This is a genomic window from Acinetobacter sp. NRRL B-65365, from assembly GCF_001605865.1.
Lineage (GTDB): Bacteria > Pseudomonadota > Gammaproteobacteria > Pseudomonadales > Moraxellaceae > Acinetobacter > Acinetobacter vivianii.
Genome location: NZ_LRPD01000067.1, coordinates 22,845 through 40,001, shown reverse-complemented (window position 1 = coordinate 40,001; position 17,157 = coordinate 22,845). Strand labels below are relative to the sequence as shown.

At 43.0% G+C, this 17,157-nt stretch carries 17 protein-coding genes and 1 pseudogene; 12 read left to right on the top strand and 6 right to left on the bottom strand.

Features of this window, described 5'->3' with window-relative positions; all coding sequences use genetic code 11:
* Positions 1-5: 5 nt before the first annotated feature.
* On the bottom strand, positions 6-1,919 hold the full coding sequence (locus AWW72_RS16880) for an ATP-binding cassette domain-containing protein (protein ID WP_062848091.1): 1,914 nt from the start codon (positions 1,917-1,919) through the stop codon (positions 6-8).
* 32 nt (positions 1,920-1,951) lie between these two features.
* Between AWW72_RS16880 and AWW72_RS16875 the strand changes: the two genes are divergently transcribed.
* The 8 genes and pseudogenes from AWW72_RS16875 (at position 1,952) to AWW72_RS19235 (ending at position 9,944) form a co-directional block, all read left to right on the top strand.
* A complete protein-coding gene (locus tag AWW72_RS16875; RefSeq protein ID WP_004774270.1) occupies positions 1,952-2,197 on the top strand; it encodes a SlyX family protein in 246 nt (81 codons plus the stop codon).
* A gap of 234 nt (positions 2,198-2,431) precedes the next feature.
* On the top strand, positions 2,432-2,881 hold the full coding sequence (locus AWW72_RS16870) for a hypothetical protein (protein ID WP_004774271.1): 450 nt from the start codon (positions 2,432-2,434) through the stop codon (positions 2,879-2,881).
* 33 nt (positions 2,882-2,914) lie between these two features.
* On the top strand, positions 2,915-5,554 hold the full coding sequence (gene topA / locus AWW72_RS16865; RefSeq protein WP_062848090.1) for a type I DNA topoisomerase: 2,640 nt from the start codon (positions 2,915-2,917) through the stop codon (positions 5,552-5,554).
* An 89-nt stretch (positions 5,555-5,643) separates the two neighbouring features.
* Entirely contained in the window at positions 5,644-6,402 is a 759-nt protein-coding gene (locus AWW72_RS16860) for a hypothetical protein (RefSeq protein ID WP_062848089.1), read from the top strand.
* Between the two features lie 171 nt (positions 6,403-6,573).
* On the top strand, positions 6,574-7,146 hold the full coding sequence (locus tag AWW72_RS16855; RefSeq protein ID WP_062848088.1) for an HdeD family acid-resistance protein: 573 nt from the start codon (positions 6,574-6,576) through the stop codon (positions 7,144-7,146).
* Positions 7,147-7,263: 117 nt separating this feature from the next.
* Entirely contained in the window at positions 7,264-9,243 is a 1,980-nt protein-coding gene (locus tag AWW72_RS16850) for an ATP-dependent helicase (RefSeq protein WP_062848087.1), read from the top strand.
* A 65-nt stretch (positions 9,244-9,308) separates the two neighbouring features.
* Positions 9,309-9,554, top strand: coding sequence for an RNA recognition motif domain-containing protein (locus AWW72_RS16845; RefSeq protein WP_032810903.1), 246 nt, complete (start codon positions 9,309-9,311; stop codon positions 9,552-9,554).
* Between the two features lie 12 nt (positions 9,555-9,566).
* Positions 9,567-9,944 (top strand): annotated as a pseudogene (locus AWW72_RS19235) (ASCH domain-containing protein).
* Positions 9,945-9,955: 11 nt separating this feature from the next.
* Here the strand turns inward: AWW72_RS19235 and AWW72_RS16840 are convergent.
* A complete protein-coding gene (locus AWW72_RS16840) occupies positions 9,956-10,282 on the bottom strand; it encodes an EF-hand domain-containing protein (protein WP_004774278.1) in 327 nt (108 codons plus the stop codon).
* 85 nt (positions 10,283-10,367) lie between these two features.
* Here AWW72_RS16840 and AWW72_RS16835 point away from each other — a divergent pair, with 85 nt between their 5' ends.
* On the top strand, positions 10,368-10,871 hold the full coding sequence (locus AWW72_RS16835) for a DUF6586 family protein (RefSeq protein WP_004774279.1): 504 nt from the start codon (positions 10,368-10,370) through the stop codon (positions 10,869-10,871).
* A gap of 112 nt (positions 10,872-10,983) precedes the next feature.
* Positions 10,984-11,262: a hypothetical protein gene (locus AWW72_RS16830; RefSeq protein WP_004774280.1), complete on the top strand. Its 279-nt coding sequence runs from the start codon at positions 10,984-10,986 to the stop codon at positions 11,260-11,262.
* A 55-nt stretch (positions 11,263-11,317) separates the two neighbouring features.
* Here the strand turns inward: AWW72_RS16830 and AWW72_RS16825 are convergent, their stop codons facing one another.
* The 4 genes from AWW72_RS16825 to AWW72_RS16810 all read right to left on the bottom strand — a co-directional run bounded on the left by AWW72_RS16825 (position 11,318) and on the right by AWW72_RS16810 (position 15,320).
* Complete coding sequence (locus tag AWW72_RS16825; RefSeq protein ID WP_062848086.1) at positions 11,318-13,033, bottom strand: cation:proton antiporter; 1,716 nt, start codon at positions 13,031-13,033, stop codon at positions 11,318-11,320.
* A 227-nt stretch (positions 13,034-13,260) separates the two neighbouring features.
* Complete coding sequence (gene rpmG, locus AWW72_RS16820; protein WP_003654787.1) at positions 13,261-13,416, bottom strand: 50S ribosomal protein L33; 156 nt, start codon at positions 13,414-13,416, stop codon at positions 13,261-13,263.
* Between the two features lie 12 nt (positions 13,417-13,428).
* Positions 13,429-13,665 carry a 50S ribosomal protein L28 gene (gene rpmB / locus AWW72_RS16815; protein ID WP_004649871.1) on the bottom strand — a complete coding sequence of 79 codons (237 nt, stop codon included), beginning with the start codon at positions 13,663-13,665 and terminating at the stop codon, positions 13,429-13,431.
* Positions 13,666-13,865: 200 nt separating this feature from the next.
* The gene (locus AWW72_RS16810) at positions 13,866-15,320 is read right to left on the bottom strand and encodes a coniferyl aldehyde dehydrogenase (RefSeq protein ID WP_062848085.1); all 1,455 of its coding nucleotides are present in this window, start codon (positions 15,318-15,320) and stop codon (positions 13,866-13,868) included.
* A gap of 121 nt (positions 15,321-15,441) precedes the next feature.
* On the opposite strand from AWW72_RS16810, the gene AWW72_RS16805 reads away from it, so the two are divergent.
* Together AWW72_RS16805 and purU are read left to right on the top strand one after the other, a co-directional pair.
* Positions 15,442-16,140, top strand: a complete 699-nt coding sequence (locus AWW72_RS16805; protein WP_004655980.1) for a TetR/AcrR family transcriptional regulator — start codon at positions 15,442-15,444, stop codon at positions 16,138-16,140.
* An 84-nt stretch (positions 16,141-16,224) separates the two neighbouring features.
* Positions 16,225-17,088 (top strand): formyltetrahydrofolate deformylase, encoded by an 864-nt coding sequence (gene purU, locus AWW72_RS16800; protein WP_004774285.1) that lies wholly within the window; start codon positions 16,225-16,227, stop codon positions 17,086-17,088.
* The last annotated feature ends 69 nt before the right edge of the window (positions 17,089-17,157 follow it).

Sequence of the window (17,157 nt, the reverse complement as noted above, 5' to 3'; positions counted from 1 at the left end):
AGGATTTAATTACCTTTGCTTAGATTTTCTAGCTCATCCCAGCGCTCTAACTTTTCTAGCAATAATTCGTCAATTTCTGCGAGACGTTGGCTGGCTTGAGTTGCTGCATTGGCATCGCTGACAAACCATGAACCATCAGCCAGTTTCTCTGATAATGTGGCTTGTTCAGTTTCCAATGCTTCAATTTCAGCAGGCAGCTGTTCAAGTGCACGCTGATCTTTATAGCTCAACTTCACTTTTTTCGGTGCAGGAGCGAGAGCAGCTGCGGCAGCCGCTTCAGCTTTTGCCTGCGCTTTTTTGACATCACTTTTTTGATCAACGACTTTCTGGTCTGGGCGTTGTTCTAGATAGTCCTGATAGCCACCGATGTATTCATCAATATTCCCTTTGCCATCAAACACCCACGTTGAGGTCACAACGTTATCCATAAAGGCACGGTCATGCGAGATGAGCAGCAAGGTCCCTTTGTATTCGGATAACATTTCTTCAAGCAACTCAAGCGTTACCATATCCAAGTCATTGGTTGGCTCATCCATCACAATCAGGTTCGATGGCTTAAGTAACAATTTTGCGAGAAGAATACGGTTTCGTTCACCACCAGAAAGTGCTTTTACCGGTGTTCGCGCACGTTCTGGAGAGAATAAAAAGTCTTGTAAATAGCTATAGATATGACGGCGGTTACCATTCACATCGACAAAGTCTGAGCCTTCTGAAACGTTCGCCATCACGGTCTTTTCAAGATCGAGCGCATTGCGTAACTGGTCAAAATAGGCGATTTCAAGTTGTGTACCAGTCTTGACTGAACCGCCATGCTCGATTTCACCCAGAATGGCTTTGATCAAGGTGGTTTTACCGACACCGTTGTCACCGACCAAACCGATACGGTCGCCACGCAACACGATTGCAGAGAAATCTTTAATCAGTGCTTTGCTGTCGTAGCTCACGCTTAAGTTTTCAATTTCAAACACCAGCTTACCAGAGCGATTCGCTTCTTGAGTTGCCATGCTGACCTTGCCTTGTTGTGAACGACGCGCCTTAGACTGTTCACGCAAGTCTTTCAAGGCACGGACACGACCTTCGTTACGGGTACGACGTGCTTTAATACCTTGACGAATCCATGCTTCTTCTTCAGCTAACTTTTTATCAAATAAAGCATTCTGCTTTTCTTCTGCTTCCATTTGCTGTGCTTTGAGGTCGAGATAACGTGAATAGTTACCTTCGTAGCTACGCAAAATACCACGATCCAGCTCGACAATACGGGTTGCGATGCTGTCAACAAATGAACGGTCATGCGAGATGAACAGCAGGGTCAGGTTATTCTGATCCATTAAAAACTTTTCTAACCATTCGATACTTTCAACATCGAGATGGTTAGTTGGTTCGTCGAGTAATAGGACATCTGGTTGAGTCAGTAAGGCACGCGCCAACAATACGCGACGTTTACGCCCCCCTGATAAATCAGCTAAATCAGCATCGGGATCAAGTCCCATTTTGCTCAGAATTGAATTGACCTTATTTTCGAGTGCCCAGCCATCGAGTTGATCGAGTTTGTGCTGAAGCATGCCCATACGATCACAGGCTTCCATATCGCCCAGCACGCAGGCATCGCTGGCTTCATGATATTCTTTTAAGACATTGGCTGCTTCGCCTGCACCTTCGGCAACGATATCAGCAACTTTACCAGAGTCCATTGGGACGTCTTGGGCTAACATTGAAACAGTTAAACCGTTTTGAATGGAAACTTCGCCGTTATCAGGCAACAGGCTTCCCTCAATCAGTTTTAATAAAGTAGACTTACCTTCGCCATTACGACCAATTAAACAGACTCGTTCGCCACGTTCCAGGTTAAAGTTCGCGCCGTCGAGTAAGGCAGGTCCGCCAAATGCGAGATGGACATCCCTTAAAGTAATATAGGCCATAATGTTTCCTAAAAGTTCAGATGAGGTCTGAAATGACTAAACCACAAAATTTTGATGATCACGCGTCATTTTCCGCACCCATTGAAGATTTGCAAGTCCGAATTGCATTTTTAGATGATTTAGTTGAACAATTAAATCAACAATTGGCAATTCAGACGCAAGAAATTGCCGATTTAAAAAAACAGATGCAACTTTTATATCGTCGGGTTGAATCTTCTGATTTATCGGAAGGTATTGCAGCTTTTGATCCTGTGAATGATAAACCGCCGCATTATTAAGCTATTCGCCACGATAAAATAAGTCATTCATATTTACAGTCAAAACTGAGTCATGTATTTATTATATATTTCCGACATCAATCATATTTTAAACTTGAGAATAATAAGGTTTGATGACTGCGATATATTCAAGTTTGAATGATAAATCAATGTCCTGAATATAGACTGTAAGGAAAACTTGCCTTTTTGATTCAACTTATGTAACGCTAGTAAAAGGATGTTTTGGGCAACTTTATGAGTAATATTGGAATTTGGATCACAGTTGCGATTGTACTGTTTGTACTTGGCTCGATTTTTGGCTTACGTGTTAGTCCACGAGAAAAAGCATTGGGCATGATGCGTGATCAGGCACGAAAAATGGGCTTGCATCCACGTTTAATCGCAGCGCCAGAATGGACAAAAATTCCAATGGCATCGGAAAAGCGTGCCAGCATGGTGGCCTATTATAGTGTCCTGATTCCAGATGCCCGTTTGCCGCTTATGCGTGCACGAGTGGTAGATGGCAAGCTTCAGGTGGTGCAAGGTGATCAGAAATTTAATGATTTAACCATTGCATTAAAAGGAGTTTATGCTATTGATATGCAGGCAAACTGTGTTGGGCTATATTGGGATGAAGAAACTGACTTAAAAGCCACACAGCTTGAACAGATAAAAACTTATTTACATGAATTAGCTCAGCGCTAATTTATTGATTGAACACAGGAAAAACGATTTATTATGGCGAAAACTCCACGCTCTGCTTCAGAAAGCACAGCAGCTTCCGCATCTGCTGCAAAGAAACGTGCCTTAGTGATTGTGGAGTCGCCTGCAAAAGCGAAAACAATTAATAAATATTTAGGTTCACAGTTTGTAGTGAAGTCATCGGTCGGTCATGTACGTGATTTACCGACAGGAGGCGGAGCGAAGTCTACTGAAAAGAAGCCTGCAACGCGTGTCAAACTGACTGACCAGCAAAAAGCGGAAAAAGCCCAATCTGCACTGATTAACCGTATGGGTGTTGATCCAGAACATGACTGGATTGCCCATTATGAAGTGCTGCCTGGCAAAGAACATGTGGTTGCCGAGCTGAAAAAACTCGCCAAAGATGCCGATGCAATCTATCTCGCAACGGATTTGGATAGAGAGGGGGAAGCGATTGCTTGGCATTTAAGAGAAGTGATTGGTGGGGATGACAGCCGTTACCACCGTGTGGTCTTTAACGAGATTACTAAAAATGCCATTCAGGAAGCGTTTAAACAGCCAACACGCCTCGATTTGAACCGTGTTAATGCACAACAGGCACGTCGTTTCCTCGACCGTGTGGTGGGCTTCATGGTTTCACCATTGCTGTGGGAAAAAATTGCCCGTGGATTATCGGCAGGCCGTGTGCAATCGGTTGCGGTAAAACTGGTGGTCGAGCGTGAACGTGAAATCCGTGCCTTTATCCCAGAAGAATACTGGCAAGTTTTTGCAGATACTTTGTCGAAGAAAGATGACATTCGTCTTGAAGCGGTTAAACAAGCCGGTAAGACGCTTAAACTCAAGAATAAAGCTGAAACCGATGCGCTATTAAGCGTATTAAAAGATGCTGAATATAAAGTTGCATTACGTGAAGATAAGCCGACCAAGGTGAATCCAAGTGCACCGTATATCACGTCGACTCTTCAGCAAGCAGCAAGTACCCGTTTAGGTTTCTCTGTGAAGAAAACCATGATGTTGGCGCAGCGTTTGTATGAAGGTGGTTTTATTACCTATATGCGTACGGACTCAACCTTCTTGAGTGATGACGCGGTGAATATGGTACGTAATCATATTCAACAAAATTTTGGTGAAAAATATGTTCCTGCCAAGCCAAACCGTTATGGCAATAAAGCAGGTGCGCAAGAAGCCCATGAAGCGATTCGTCCATCAGATGTTGGATTGACGGGTGACAAACTTGCAGGCGTTGAGCGTGATGCTCAGCGTTTATATGATTTGATTTGGCGTCAATTTGTCGCTTGTCAAATGACACCAGCAGAATATTTATCTTCAACGTTGACTGTTGAAGCATCAAATGTTGAATTAAAGGCAAAAGGCCGTACTTTAGTCTTTGATGGTTTTACCCGTGTTCGTGGTGCCAACAAATCAGATGATGATGTGTTACTGCCAGCAGTGAAAGTCGGCGAAGTCCTCAAGTTAGAAAAGCTTGATCCAAGTCAGCACTTTACTAAACCACCCGCACGTTTTACCGAAGCATCTTTAGTAAAAGAACTTGAGAAAAAAGGGATTGGTCGTCCATCAACCTATGCTGCAATTATCTCAACGATTCAAGAACGTGGTTATGTGAAACTGGAAAACCGTCGTCTCTTTGCTGAGAAGATGGGTGAGATCGTTACAGATCGTCTGGATGAAAGTTTTAATAACCTGATGAATTATGCTTTCACCGCAGATTTGGAAGGTCAGTTAGACCGTGTTGCGACAGGTGAGCGTAACTGGAAAGAGTTGCTGGATACATTCTATGGCGACTTTAAAAAGCGTTTGACCAATGCACAGGGTGAAAGCGGCATGCGCCGTAACCAGCCTGTCGAAGTACCCGATGTCCCTTGTCCTGAATGTGCTCGTCCAATGCAGGTACGTACAGGAACAACAGGCGTATTCTTGGGATGTTCAGGTTATAACCTGCCTCCGAAAGAGCGTTGTAAGGGTACACTGAACCTAACCCCAGTTGAGTCTTTAGCTGCATTATCTGATGATGATGGTGCTGAAACAGCCGATTTGATGTCGAAACATCGTTGTCCTAAATGCGGTACTGCAATGGACAGCTATGTGGTTGATGGTGGTCGTAAATTGCATGTCTGTGGTAATAACCCGGATTGTGATGGCTACGAAGTCGAAGAAGGTGAATTCAAGATCAAGGGTTATGATGGCCCAACCATTCCATGTGATAAATGTGATGGTGAAATGCAGTTAAAAACAGGCCGTTTTGGTCCATATTTCGCCTGCTCAAGCTGTGATAATACCCGTAAAGTCTTGAAGAGTGGTCAGCCTGCGCCACCGCGTGTTGATCCGATCAAGATGGAACACCTGCGCTCAACCAAGCATGATGATTTCTTTGTATTGCGTGACGGTGCTGCTGGCTTATTCCTGGCTGCAAGTAAATTCCCGAAAATTCGTGAAACACGTGCGCCAAAAGTGGCTGAGTTACGTAGCGTTGCGGAACAACTTGATCCGAAATATCAATTCTTGCTGCAAGCGCCAGATGTTGATCCTGAAGGTAATCCAACCGTGGTGAAATTTAGTCGTAAGAACCAGTCACAATACGTAGGTTCTGAAACGGCAGAAGGCAAACAAACCAAGTGGAGTCTGGTTTTCCAAGACGGAAAATGGGTTGAAGGTTAAACATTCAGATTTAAAAAAATGCTAGCACTTGCTAGCATTTTTTATAGCATTAAGAAAAACAAGAAATATATTTTTATTGGGGAAATGAGATGTGGAAAAATATTCGGGTCGCGATTTTGCTGGTCGTGTTGCTAGTGGTCGCCGTAAATGCCTATCGTGATCAAAATCAGAACTGGAATCAACCGATTCATATTTTATTGCATCCGATTAATGCTGATGGTTTAGCGACTACACAGCATTATATTCAACAATTACAGCAAGATGACTTTGCTGAGGTAAAACAATATTTAGAGAAAAATAGCCAGCAGTATCGCGGGCAAAGCAGCTATTTCATTGTTCAGATTGGACGTGAGTTACAGCAAATACCCCCAAAGATGTCTGAACAGCCGAGTATCTTGAACAATATCTTGTGGAGCCTAAAGTTTAGATTCTATGCATGGAAACAGCATCAGTCTGTGGATGGCTCTCCGAGTTTGACCTTATATCTGAATTTTTACGATCCTAAGCAGAGTCGGGAACTGAAGCATTCGACTGCGCTGGAACGTGGGCGGATTGGCTCGGTGAACTTATTTGCCTCATCCAAACAGGCCGCACAGAATAATGTCGTGTTGGTGCATGAGTTACTACACGGGTTTGGCGCGACAGACAAATATAATTTGAGTAATGGTGAGCCTATTTTCCCCATCGGTTATGCCCAAGCAGATCGGCAACCTTTGTATCCTCAGACTGAAGCAGAAATTATGGGAGGAAGAATTCCACTGTCTGAACACAAAAGTAAAATGCCAAATGACCTGAATGAAACGGTGATCAGTATTTTAACGGCCAGAGAAGTGGGTTGGGTGAAGTAAATTGTGGATAAGTTCAGATTTATCCATAGCATTAAACAGAACGCTCAAAAATATGAAATAAAACACAAGTTTTCTGACATTCCGTCATTAATTTTCAACATGCCTTATACAGAATTTAGTGCTGAACAGGCCCAATATAGGCTTATAACATTGATGATAAAAGAGTAAATAATGATGAAAACAGTGGGTAACGACCTGATTCGCAATCAGCTACACGCTGATCGTAAATGGTATCTGTTATTGGGCGTTTTATTGGTTATTTTTGGCTTGGTTCTTTTAGCTGCGTTACCATTCGCCACCTTGTCTGCCGTACTTCTATTTGGCGTATTGATGATGCTAGGCGGTATTTTGCATTTTATTGCTGCATTTACCATTTTTAAAGGTGGTACGCGCTGGTTGTGGGCATTATTTGGCGTGCTATATCTAGTAGCAGGTTATTTTGCATTTACGACACCTGTGATTACTGCGGTGGTATTAACCAGTTTTCTGGCCATTGCCCTGATTATTGCAGGGATTATCCGCACGGTAAATGCATTTATTCTGAGACCCGTTTCTGGTTGGGGCTGGGTGCTATTTTCAGGCATATTAACTTTACTCACCGGGATTCTGATCCTCTCATCTCCTGATTCACCGTTCTGGGTGCTGGGAATGTTCCTTGCGATTGATATTTTATTTCAAGGCATCAACTATCTGACTTTTGCGGGAGCGATTAAGCAATTGCCGCATAGCTTGACCAGCGTATAAGTCATTATTTAGAATTTTGGAGCATGCATAACGCATGCTCTTTTTGTTTTGTAGCAAGAAACATTTGCATGGGTTTAGTCTGTTAAAATATCGATTCGTTTTTAATTGACCGATTGTATGACGCTTGCCAAGCTAATTGATGAACTGAATCCACAACAGAAACAGGCTGCCACCACGACTGCACAAAACTGTCTGGTTCTGGCAGGAGCGGGATGTGGTAAAACAAAAACAATTGTGGCGAGATCGGCATATTTAATTGATCAGGGTTTGCCTGCCCAGCAGATCCAGATTCTGACCTTTACCCGTCGGGCCGCAAGTGAAATTGTTACCCGTGTCGAGCAGCACATGGGGGCACAGGCCAAAGGTTTGCGTGCTTCCACCTTCCACACCTTTTGCATGTATTTGCTACGTCGTAATCCGCGCGCTTTTGGTCTGAGCCAGTTCAGCATTATTGACCGTGATGATCAATTGCTGATGTTCCGTTTATTACGCGGAAAAGATAAGGGCAACGTGTTGCCTAAAGCGGCTGAGTTATGTGATCTGTATTCTTATGCTCGTAATACCAAGACCAAACTTTCAGATGCTTTGTTGGAGCAGTTGCCGCAAGCGGTTGAGTACAAGGCGCAAATTGCGGAACTGATGAAAGCGTATGAGCAACGTAAGCAAGAGCGCAATTTTCTTGATTATGATGACATCTTGTCGATTGTCGCAGTGCATTTGCAGAATTCACCTGAGTTGGTGAAATGGGTCACAGGCTTCTGTTCAGCGTTACTGGTCGATGAAATGCAGGACACCAATCCTTTGCAATGGGCTTTGCTACAACCTTTGGTCGGCAAGGTGAAACTGTTTTGTGTCGGCGATGATGCACAATCGATTTATGGCTTCCGTGGGGCCGATTTTGAAAATATCCATCATTTTAAAGAACGTGTGCCTGATGCCGAAGTGCTGACGCTGGAAATGAATTATCGTTCCACGCAAGGTATTCTGGATTTATCCAATTGGTTGCTGGATCAAAGTCCGATTGAGTATGACAAGCATCTGCAAGCATATCGCTGTAAGGGCTTAAAGCCTCAGTTGCATATCTTGAGCAATGAGTTTGAAGAAGCAAACTGGATTATTCAGGATTTAAACCGACGTCATATGCAAGGTGCTGCATGGGCAGAGCATATGGTGCTGTTACGTTCAGGTTTTAGTGGACGTTATCTGGAAGGGGCTTTGATTGCAGCAAATATTCCATACCGCTTTATTGGTGGGGTGAAACTGCTCGAATCGGCACATGTTAAAGATGTATTGAGTCTACTTCGTGTCAGTGTCAATCCGCAGGACGATCTGGCATGGATGCGCTTTCTGACGCTCTGGGATGGAGTGGGTGATGTCGGTGCCAGTAAATTGGCTCAGGAACTGATTCAACTGCCCGATATTGAGGCACGTTGCCAGCGTTTAGAGCGTCATGGCAAAGTACCGCAACAGGCCATTCTGATCTTGATGCAACTGGATGTGTTGCAGCAACATGTCGAAGCCTGCATTGGGCTGGCGCTAGATGCATTGAATGAACAGTTGGAAAATAATTATAAAACCAAAGACTGGACACGTCGTGTCAAAGATTTTGACTTGGTTAAGCAACTGGCGCGTAAGCACAGTTCACTTGGAGAATTTCTGGAGGAGTATGTACTCGATCCAATCTCCGTCTCAGAAATTGATAAAACCCCAGATCAGGATTTGGTGACGTTGATTACCATCCATTCGGCTAAAGGTGCCGAGCAAAAAGTCTGTTATGTACCTCATGTCTCTCCAACACAATATCCACATGCACGCGCACAGGGTGATTTTGATGATGTGGAAGAGGAACGTCGTGTACTGTATGTTGCCTTGACGCGAGCTGAAAATGAATTAATTTTGACGAAACAGAATTTAAACTTGTGGGCACATGATCAATATGATGAGTTAGGGCGCAAAATAGAAAGTTATTTTCTGAATGATTTACCTCAACATTTAGTTGAGACCCAGATCCATCGTGATATTCCCCGTGCTTATGGGCAAGCCAGTCGCTCGCGATCGGCTGCAATCAATTTAGGTTTTGGGATCGATTTCGATTAAACTACCCAGATTCAATTTATTTTTGATTCACTGATTTGATGGTGAATCATGTTTTAGGTTTTAGCATGAAAATTTTAGTTCGTAATTTAGATCGTAGCGTGACCGATGCAGAAGTGCTCGACTTGTTTAAAGCCTATGGCAAAGTCGATTCTTGTGTGGTGGTTAAAGATGCTGAAACAGGAAAATCAAAAGGTTTTGGTTTTGTTGAAATGCCGAATCCACGTGAAGCGGTCAAAGCAGTGAAAGGTTTAAATACCTTGAAAGTAAAAAACTATGGCATCCGTGTGAAAATTGCAGAAGATCAAGCTTAATCTTAATTCTGTATGTTAAAGCAATATACCGCTTTATCGGTTGTTGCGCCTAGTGCTGAGCGGATTGTTCAAGGACTGAAAACCTTGGAGATTCGCTCATGGCAACCTTAAACTATTCCGCTTAAAAATCTTGTTATTGTCGAAAATCAGCATTTTCTTCGGAACGAAGGAGAGCAAGAGATCGGCCGAGCTTTGGCCTTGGTGGATATTGAGTCGATACATGTCTGGCAAGCAGATGAAATAGAGGCAGCCTGTGCATCATATTGGGCAGAAGGATATTTTGCCTGGACAACGAGTAACGTTCGTCCCTTTTCTCAACCTGTTGCCTGTTTGGCCCAGCGAAAACTGTATATGCTTGAACTCGATCTTGAAGGATTGATATCAAACTGATTGCCCGAAAATTATTTATTTTGGCAGGGATTGATAAAGTAGTGGTAAATGTTGGTGATTTCTTGCTGATCAATCAGGCCATTATTATTTTGGTCGAGTGATTTAAAAATTTTTATTCGTTTATGGTCTAGCGAGAAGAATTGTTTCTGCCAAGAAACGGACTGTCCTCTAAGCTCAATCAGTTTTGTCCATTCTCTTATATCAATCATTTGATCGCTGTTGATATCATAATCTGTATAAAGTTTTTCCCAGTCTAAGCCTGTGGGTTCACAGCTATAAGTTGTTGAAATTGCCATACAGCATATTAAGCTCAGGATGGCTTGTTTGATATGACGCATGGACAGGCTCAAAAGGATATTGATTTTATCATTAAAGCATTTAATCTTAAGCTATCCAAGAGAAAGGGTTTTTAAGGAAAATATTATGTCCCGTGTTGCTCGTTATCATGCAGATCGTACCAATCAGAAACTGTATTTCGCTCGTCTCGCATGTCAACAAGCTGAGCAAACAGAACATATTCAGCAGGCGCAGGCCTATCGTGAAGCTGCTGTCTTTCATTTACATGGCGCAATATTAGCGTTTTTGCAGGAGCTGGTTCGCTATTATCGTCTCAATGATTTGCAACCGACCTTTAAGTCGATTGAAGAACATATGGCAGATAAAGGGCAGGTCTCTCCAGAAATTCTGGTATTACAACAACTGGCAAAAGATGGTTTTGTCGCTGAATTGAAGCGTGCATATCGAATGTGTCAGTATGCGCCTGAGCCCTCTGCGCCAGAACCAGAAAATGAAACGTCTTCTAATCTGATTATTAAGGTGACCCAAAGTCCGCAAGCATGGTTGCCTGATGCCAAAATCTTACGTGAATGGCACCGTGAATTAAGTCACTTAATTGATGGTTTTCGTAATGAAATGGTGGAGTTCTAAGTCGAAACTTTAAAGCGACTTGAAATCTACCGCATCAGCACTTATATAAATAAGACGTGAGAGCGCAAAGTGCCAAATACTTTGCCACCATGTTGAAACATGGAGAAAATTTATGTCAATGCAACAGTTAAAAGAATTATTTGGTAATCAGGAAGCAATTCTTGAATTGGTTCAACTCGAAGGTGGTGAGCTTGCTTTGCGCAATGCGGGTTCTGAAAATGAGCCTTTAGTCAAGATTCAGTTTAGTGACGAGGTGAAAGCCATTCTCGGAGACCAGACGCCAACCGTGGCACAGCATATGATTCAAGCGGCTTTGTTTGGATTACTGGAAAAGCAGATGAATCAGTGGCAAGCAGAAGTGCTAGACGAGCAACCTTCACATTTTAGCTAATCCTGAAAAATGAAAAAGCGTACCTTGAGTACGCTTTTTCATTTTTAGAAATTTCTTAATGTGCTTCGGACTGATGGGCAAGTTCGATCTGATTTAGAATATGGTGACTCATATTCTTCGCCATTTCTTCTTTCGCATAGAACACTTCACCGATGTTTTCCTCACGGATAATTACAGCTTCTTCTTTGCTTTCTGCACAAATCAAGACCTGAATTTCAGGGTTGAGCTGTTTGGAAATATCCACGATACGATGAATATCTAAAATATCCATCGGTGAAATCACCAGCAGACGGGCATGTTGAATATGTGCCTGAATCAAGACATTCGGTTCAGTGGCTTCACCACTCACCGCAGCAATGCCTTGAGTACGTAATTTTTCAACGATTTCCCGATTTTCTTCTGCAATCACCACTTTGATGTTTTGCTGCATCAGATTTTCACTGATACGACGACCTACGCCACCATAGCCGATAATCACCACCTGATCGCGCAGGTAGGCCTGATCTACCTCATCTGGGAGCATTGCCAGTGGATCACCACTACGTTCCAGTAAACGAGCCAAATGCGAGCGCTCACGAATCCAGCGTTGCACAGGTTCAATTGCAGAGAACACAAATGAGTTGAGGGTAATCGAGAATAACGCACCTGCAAGAATCAGGTTTTGCGCATCAGGTGTGAGTAAACCGAGTGATAAGCCCAGTGTTGCCAGAATGAAAGAGAATTCCCCAATCTGAGCCAAACTTGCACCTACCGTTAAAGCGGTATTAATCGGATAGCGGAAGAAAAGTACCAGAGCCATCGCAGCCAAGGTCTTACCCACCATAATGATGGCAACAACTGCTAAAATCTTTAATGGTGCTTCGACCAAGATACTTGGATCGAACAGCATACCGACTGAAACGAAGAATAAAATCGAGAAGATTTCACGTAATGGTAGGGTCTCTTCTTCGGCACGGTGACTAAAGTCAGACTCTTTAACGACCATCCCCGCAAAGAAGGCGCCAAGTGCCATTGATACGCCAAATACCGCATACGAACCATAAGCAATTGATACCGCAGCCGCAACCACAGTCAGAGTAAATAGCTCACGGGAACCCAGACGTGCCACAAATTGCATGATCATCGGGACGAGACGTTTACCAATAATCAGCATGAAGGCAATAAAGCCCGTCACTTTAAGCAGGGTGATCCCGATAGTGATCCAAATACTTTGTGATGAATCTGTTCCGGGAAGTGCCTGTCCACCAAGCAATACCGCCGTTGCAGGGAGAAGGACCAGTGCTAATACCATCACAAGGTCTTCGACCAAGAGCCAGCCGACCGCAATTTTTCCGTTAACCGAGTCCAATAGACCTCGATCGCCTAATGCTTTGAGTAATACAACGGTACTGGCACACGATAAACTTAAACCGAAGATTAATGCAGAACCAAAGCTCCAACCCCAATACATGGAGACGCCAACCCCCAGTAATGTTGCCACGGCAATCTGTAAAATCGCACCCGGTAAGGCGATGCGTCGAACTTGGAGTAAATCTTTGAGGGAGAAATGCATCCCAACGCCGAACATGAGGAACATGACCCCGAGTTCGGCCAACTGATTGGCAAGCTGGATATCACCGACGACACCGGGCGTATTGGGACTAATGATAATGCCGGCAACGAGATAGCCAATTAGAGGGGGGAGGCGTAGACGTGCTGCGATATAGCCAAAAATAAGGGCCATACCAAAACCAACAGCAAGTAATATAATTAAATCAACATCATGTGGCATCGGAGCTCCTTAATCGTTGCGGTTAAGGTAGAAATAAATGAGCATAAAACATGCCAAGAAAACAGCGAATAAATTGTAACAACTAAAATCGAATTTGTTGATGATAATTTTTTTAATTATCAAAAAAAATTATGTAAGTGATTTATTCATTTCTTTTTCTATTTATACCGCTTTTTTAGGGCAAAAAAAACGACTTCAAAAGAAGCCGTTTTTTTAAAGAACTAAAATTATTTAATTTTAGCTTCTTTGAAAATTACGTGTTGACGGATTTTTGGATCAAATTTTTTGATTTCCATTTTTTCCGGCATAGTACGTTTGTTCTTAGTAGTGGTATAGAAATAACCTGTACCAGCTGTAGAAACGAGGCGAATCTTATCACGCATTGTTCAGACTCCTTAGATCTTTTGACCTTGAGCACGGAGATCAGCAACAACTTTCTCGATACCCAATTTATCAATAATACGCATACCTTTAGTGGTTAAACGAAGACGTACAAAACGCTTTTCGCTTTCTAACCAAAAACGGTGGTGGTGCAGGTTCGGCTCGAACCGGCGTTTGGTTTTGTTGTTTGCGTGCGACACGTTGTTACCAACGATAGGACGCTTGCCGGTAACTTGGCAAACCTTAGACATGGTGAACTCCATTGCTAGTTTATACAGCACAATTTCGTGCAACTAGCCATTCAAGTAAACGGATGAAATCATTCAAGGGGCGTTTTATACCAAAAATACGATTAAAAGACAAGCGAATTTGGTAAAAACAAGGCATCATCTGGTGTGATAGATCATGCCTTAACCAAGTGAGGGTTTGTTAATATGCTAACAGCCCTTTTCTAGCGAAATAGTGTTTTTAAAAGCAGCTTATGGGTTGCTTTATTATAAGGCGGCAGGATGAATTTTAAACTGTAAAGTTTAGGGCTAACTGGATTCGACATCATTGAGCGTTCGTGTGAGAAGCTAAAGAAACCTTCCTTGCCATGATATTTGCCCATACCTGACGCACCAATACCACCAAATGGTAAATCATCCTGCGCGACGTGAGTCAGCGTCTGATTAATACCAAAGTGTCCTGAATGCGTGCGACCTGCGACATAATCTGCACGTGCACTATCCGTATCGAAGTAATAGAAGGCGAGTGGACGTGGGCGACTATTAATGAACTGCAGTGCATCATCGATATGGTCGTATTCCAGAATAGGAAGAATTGGACCAAAGATCTCATGCTTCATAATTTCCATTTCAGTAGTCACGCCTGTTAATAAGGTGGGCGCAATTTTACGAACTTCGGTCAGAGATTCACTTTTGGCATTGAGCTCAACAATATTGGCACCTTGATCACGGGCATCTTCCAGATAACCTTGCAGGCGGTTGTACTGCTTGTCATTAATAATAGAAGTATAGTCATTATTATCACGCAAGCTTGGATACATCGCGGTCACAAAGTCATTGTAGTGCTTGGTGAACTCGGCAGTTTTGCCTTTAGGCAGGAACATATAGTCAGGCGCAACACAGGTTTGACCTGCATTCCAGAGTTTACCCACTGCGATACGTTGTGCCACATCACGAATATTCATAGCTGAATGAACCAGTGCAGGTGATTTGCCACCTAATTCTAAAATCACAGGCACCAGATTTTCAGCCGCCGCTGCCATAACAGTTTTACCCACAGAGGTTGAGCCTGTGAAAATCATTTTGTCAAAAGCAAGATGACTGAATGCATCTGAAATTACACCGCCGCCATTCACCACCGCGACGAGTTCTTGAGGAAATGCTTCTGAAAGGGCATTCTCAAGTACATAACCAAAGTTTGACGATGCGCTCGATATTTTGATCATGGCATGGTTGCCTGCGGCCAGCGCACAGATCAGTGGGCCGACCGAAAGCAGTAGTGGATAGTTCCATGGCGCAATGATGCCGATAACACCCAATGGCTGATATTCTACCCAGCCTTTTGCTGGTTGGTGTAACATGCTGATATGGCGTTTAGATGGCTTCATCCATTCCGTCAAGTTCTTGCTATAGTATTTGATATGTTCTAGACAAGTCAGGACTTCGCCGATCTTAGTTTCCATAATGGCACGGTTGCCATAATCTTGATTAATTGCGTTAGCAAATTGATCTTGATATTTTACCAAGATACTTTTAAGTCGAGCTAAGCGTTCAAGACGTTCTTTGGCGCTTGGTACAGGATGGCGTTGGTAAGCTGCTTTTTGCTGCTCAAGCAAATCATGTAGCCGTTTCACATCAACATGAGGTGTCATAGCGGTTGTTTTTGTTTGACTGTTCATAGGAGTGGACCAAAAGAAAGCTTATTATTTTTTAATTTTTAGAGTAAATACTCTAAAGTGTCAAGTCGCTTTATAGGTTTGTTTTATAACCTATTGATAATGTTATAGATGGTTAAAATCAATGTCACACGCTAAACCGAACAAAACAAAAGATCGTATTTTGCAAATCAGTTTGCAGTTGTTTAATGAGCGTGGAGAGCGTTCGGTCACAACCAACCATATTGCGGCTGAGCTGGGGATTAGTCCAGGCAACCTGTATTACCATTTCCGTAATAAACAGGAAATTATCAAGGAGCTGGCGCAGCAATATCAGGCTGAAACCTTGGAAATGCTGGCCTTACCGACAGATCGTCCATTGAATGCCAATGATAAAATTAGTTATTTTCAGGTGCTGAGCAATCAGTTGTGGGCATATCGGTTTATTCACCGTGATGTGTATCATCTGGTTGAAAATAATGAAGACTTTAGAAAAATCTATCCGCGTTTTGCAGGGCAGGTGATGCAGCAGGGGCAAAAAATTTATCGTGCCTTTGTGGATGCGGGTCTGATGAAAATGACCGATTCTGAAATCGAAGCCTTGATTATTAACCTGTGGATTGTGCTCACTAACTGGACTAATTTCTTGTATATGTCTGGTCATATCAGTGATAACAATCGTCTGGAAGAAAAATGGGTATGGCAAGCCTTACGTCAAATGGTGTTCCTAGAAGGGCCATATTTGATGGGTGAAAGCCGCCAGACTTATGAACAATTATTGAAATCACTGGGGCCATCAGACCTGTTTGCCAGCTTATCTAATCTTAAAAATGACGACGAGTGAGCCTTAGCTATTTAGTCAAGGGCAAAAAAGGGTTAGAATGCTCGGCTTGATTTTAATTTGATTCGAATAAGTGATATTAACCAAATGAACACGACTACAGCCCACACAGCGCGATTACTGATTACTTGTGAAGACAAGCCGGGGATCGTGCAAGCCGTATCGAGCTTTTTGTATCATCAGGGAGCAAACATTACCGCACTTGATCAGTACGCAACAGAAGCTCAGGGCGGGCGTTACTTCATGCGTGTTGAGTTTGAACTTGATAACTTGCCATCTCGTAAAGAAGCCTTAATGCAGACTTTTGCTGCAAATGTGGCTGAGCGTTATGAAATGCAATGGAAATTGAATTTCGTTGGCGAGTTGAAAAAAGTCGGTATTCTGGTTTCGAAAGTTGACCATGCTTTATTAGAACTGTTGTGGCGTCATGCGCGTGGTTCATTACCATGTGAAATTACCCAAGTGATTTCAAACCATCCAGATTTGCGTGAAGCGGTTGAAAACTTCGGTATTCCTTTCCACGTTGTGCCTGTCAATAAAGACAATAAAGTTGAAGCTTACGCTCAGATCGATGAAATGATGCAAGGCAACGATTTATTGGTCTTGGCGCGCTATATGCAGATTCTGAGCGAAGATTTTGTTGCGAAATGGGAAATGAAGATCATCAATATTCACCATTCATTCCTGCCAGCTTTCGTGGGTGCAAATCCATATAAGCAAGCCTATGAGAAAGGCGTGAAGCTGATTGGTGCAACAGCACACTATGTGACTGCTGATCTCGATCAAGGCCCAATTATTGAACAAGATGTTGAACGTGTCAGTCATGATTACAATGTTGAACAGCTACGTGAGTTAGGCGAAGACGTTGAGCGTAATGTCTTGGCACGCGCTGTGAAATGGCATTTAGAAGACCGTATTATTGTTGATGGTAACAAGACTGTGGTTTTCTAATAAAAACATTTGCTCCGCTATATAAAGAAGAACATGCCGTCAGGCATGTTTTTTTTATGCCTATTTTTA

Coding starts and splice junctions, on each gene's coding strand:
- AWW72_RS16880 (WP_062848091.1), bottom strand. CDS start 1,919: ATGGCCTATATTACTTTAAGGGATGTCCATCTCGCATTTGGCGGACCT.
- AWW72_RS16875 (WP_004774270.1), top strand. CDS start 1,952: ATGACTAAACCACAAAATTTTGATGATCACGCGTCATTTTCCGCACCC.
- AWW72_RS16870 (WP_004774271.1), top strand. CDS start 2,432: ATGAGTAATATTGGAATTTGGATCACAGTTGCGATTGTACTGTTTGTA.
- topA (WP_062848090.1), top strand. CDS start 2,915: ATGGCGAAAACTCCACGCTCTGCTTCAGAAAGCACAGCAGCTTCCGCA.
- AWW72_RS16860 (WP_062848089.1), top strand. CDS start 5,644: ATGTGGAAAAATATTCGGGTCGCGATTTTGCTGGTCGTGTTGCTAGTG.
- AWW72_RS16855 (WP_062848088.1), top strand. CDS start 6,574: ATGATGAAAACAGTGGGTAACGACCTGATTCGCAATCAGCTACACGCT.
- AWW72_RS16850 (WP_062848087.1), top strand. CDS start 7,264: ATGACGCTTGCCAAGCTAATTGATGAACTGAATCCACAACAGAAACAG.
- AWW72_RS16845 (WP_032810903.1), top strand. CDS start 9,309: ATGAAAATTTTAGTTCGTAATTTAGATCGTAGCGTGACCGATGCAGAA.
- AWW72_RS16840 (WP_004774278.1), bottom strand. CDS start 10,282: ATGCGTCATATCAAACAAGCCATCCTGAGCTTAATATGCTGTATGGCA.
- AWW72_RS16835 (WP_004774279.1), top strand. CDS start 10,368: ATGTCCCGTGTTGCTCGTTATCATGCAGATCGTACCAATCAGAAACTG.
- AWW72_RS16830 (WP_004774280.1), top strand. CDS start 10,984: ATGTCAATGCAACAGTTAAAAGAATTATTTGGTAATCAGGAAGCAATT.
- AWW72_RS16825 (WP_062848086.1), bottom strand. CDS start 13,033: ATGCCACATGATGTTGATTTAATTATATTACTTGCTGTTGGTTTTGGT.
- rpmG (WP_003654787.1), bottom strand. CDS start 13,416: ATGCGTGATAAGATTCGCCTCGTTTCTACAGCTGGTACAGGTTATTTC.
- rpmB (WP_004649871.1), bottom strand. CDS start 13,665: ATGTCTAAGGTTTGCCAAGTTACCGGCAAGCGTCCTATCGTTGGTAAC.
- AWW72_RS16810 (WP_062848085.1), bottom strand. CDS start 15,320: ATGAACAGTCAAACAAAAACAACCGCTATGACACCTCATGTTGATGTG.
- AWW72_RS16805 (WP_004655980.1), top strand. CDS start 15,442: ATGTCACACGCTAAACCGAACAAAACAAAAGATCGTATTTTGCAAATC.
- purU (WP_004774285.1), top strand. CDS start 16,225: ATGAACACGACTACAGCCCACACAGCGCGATTACTGATTACTTGTGAA.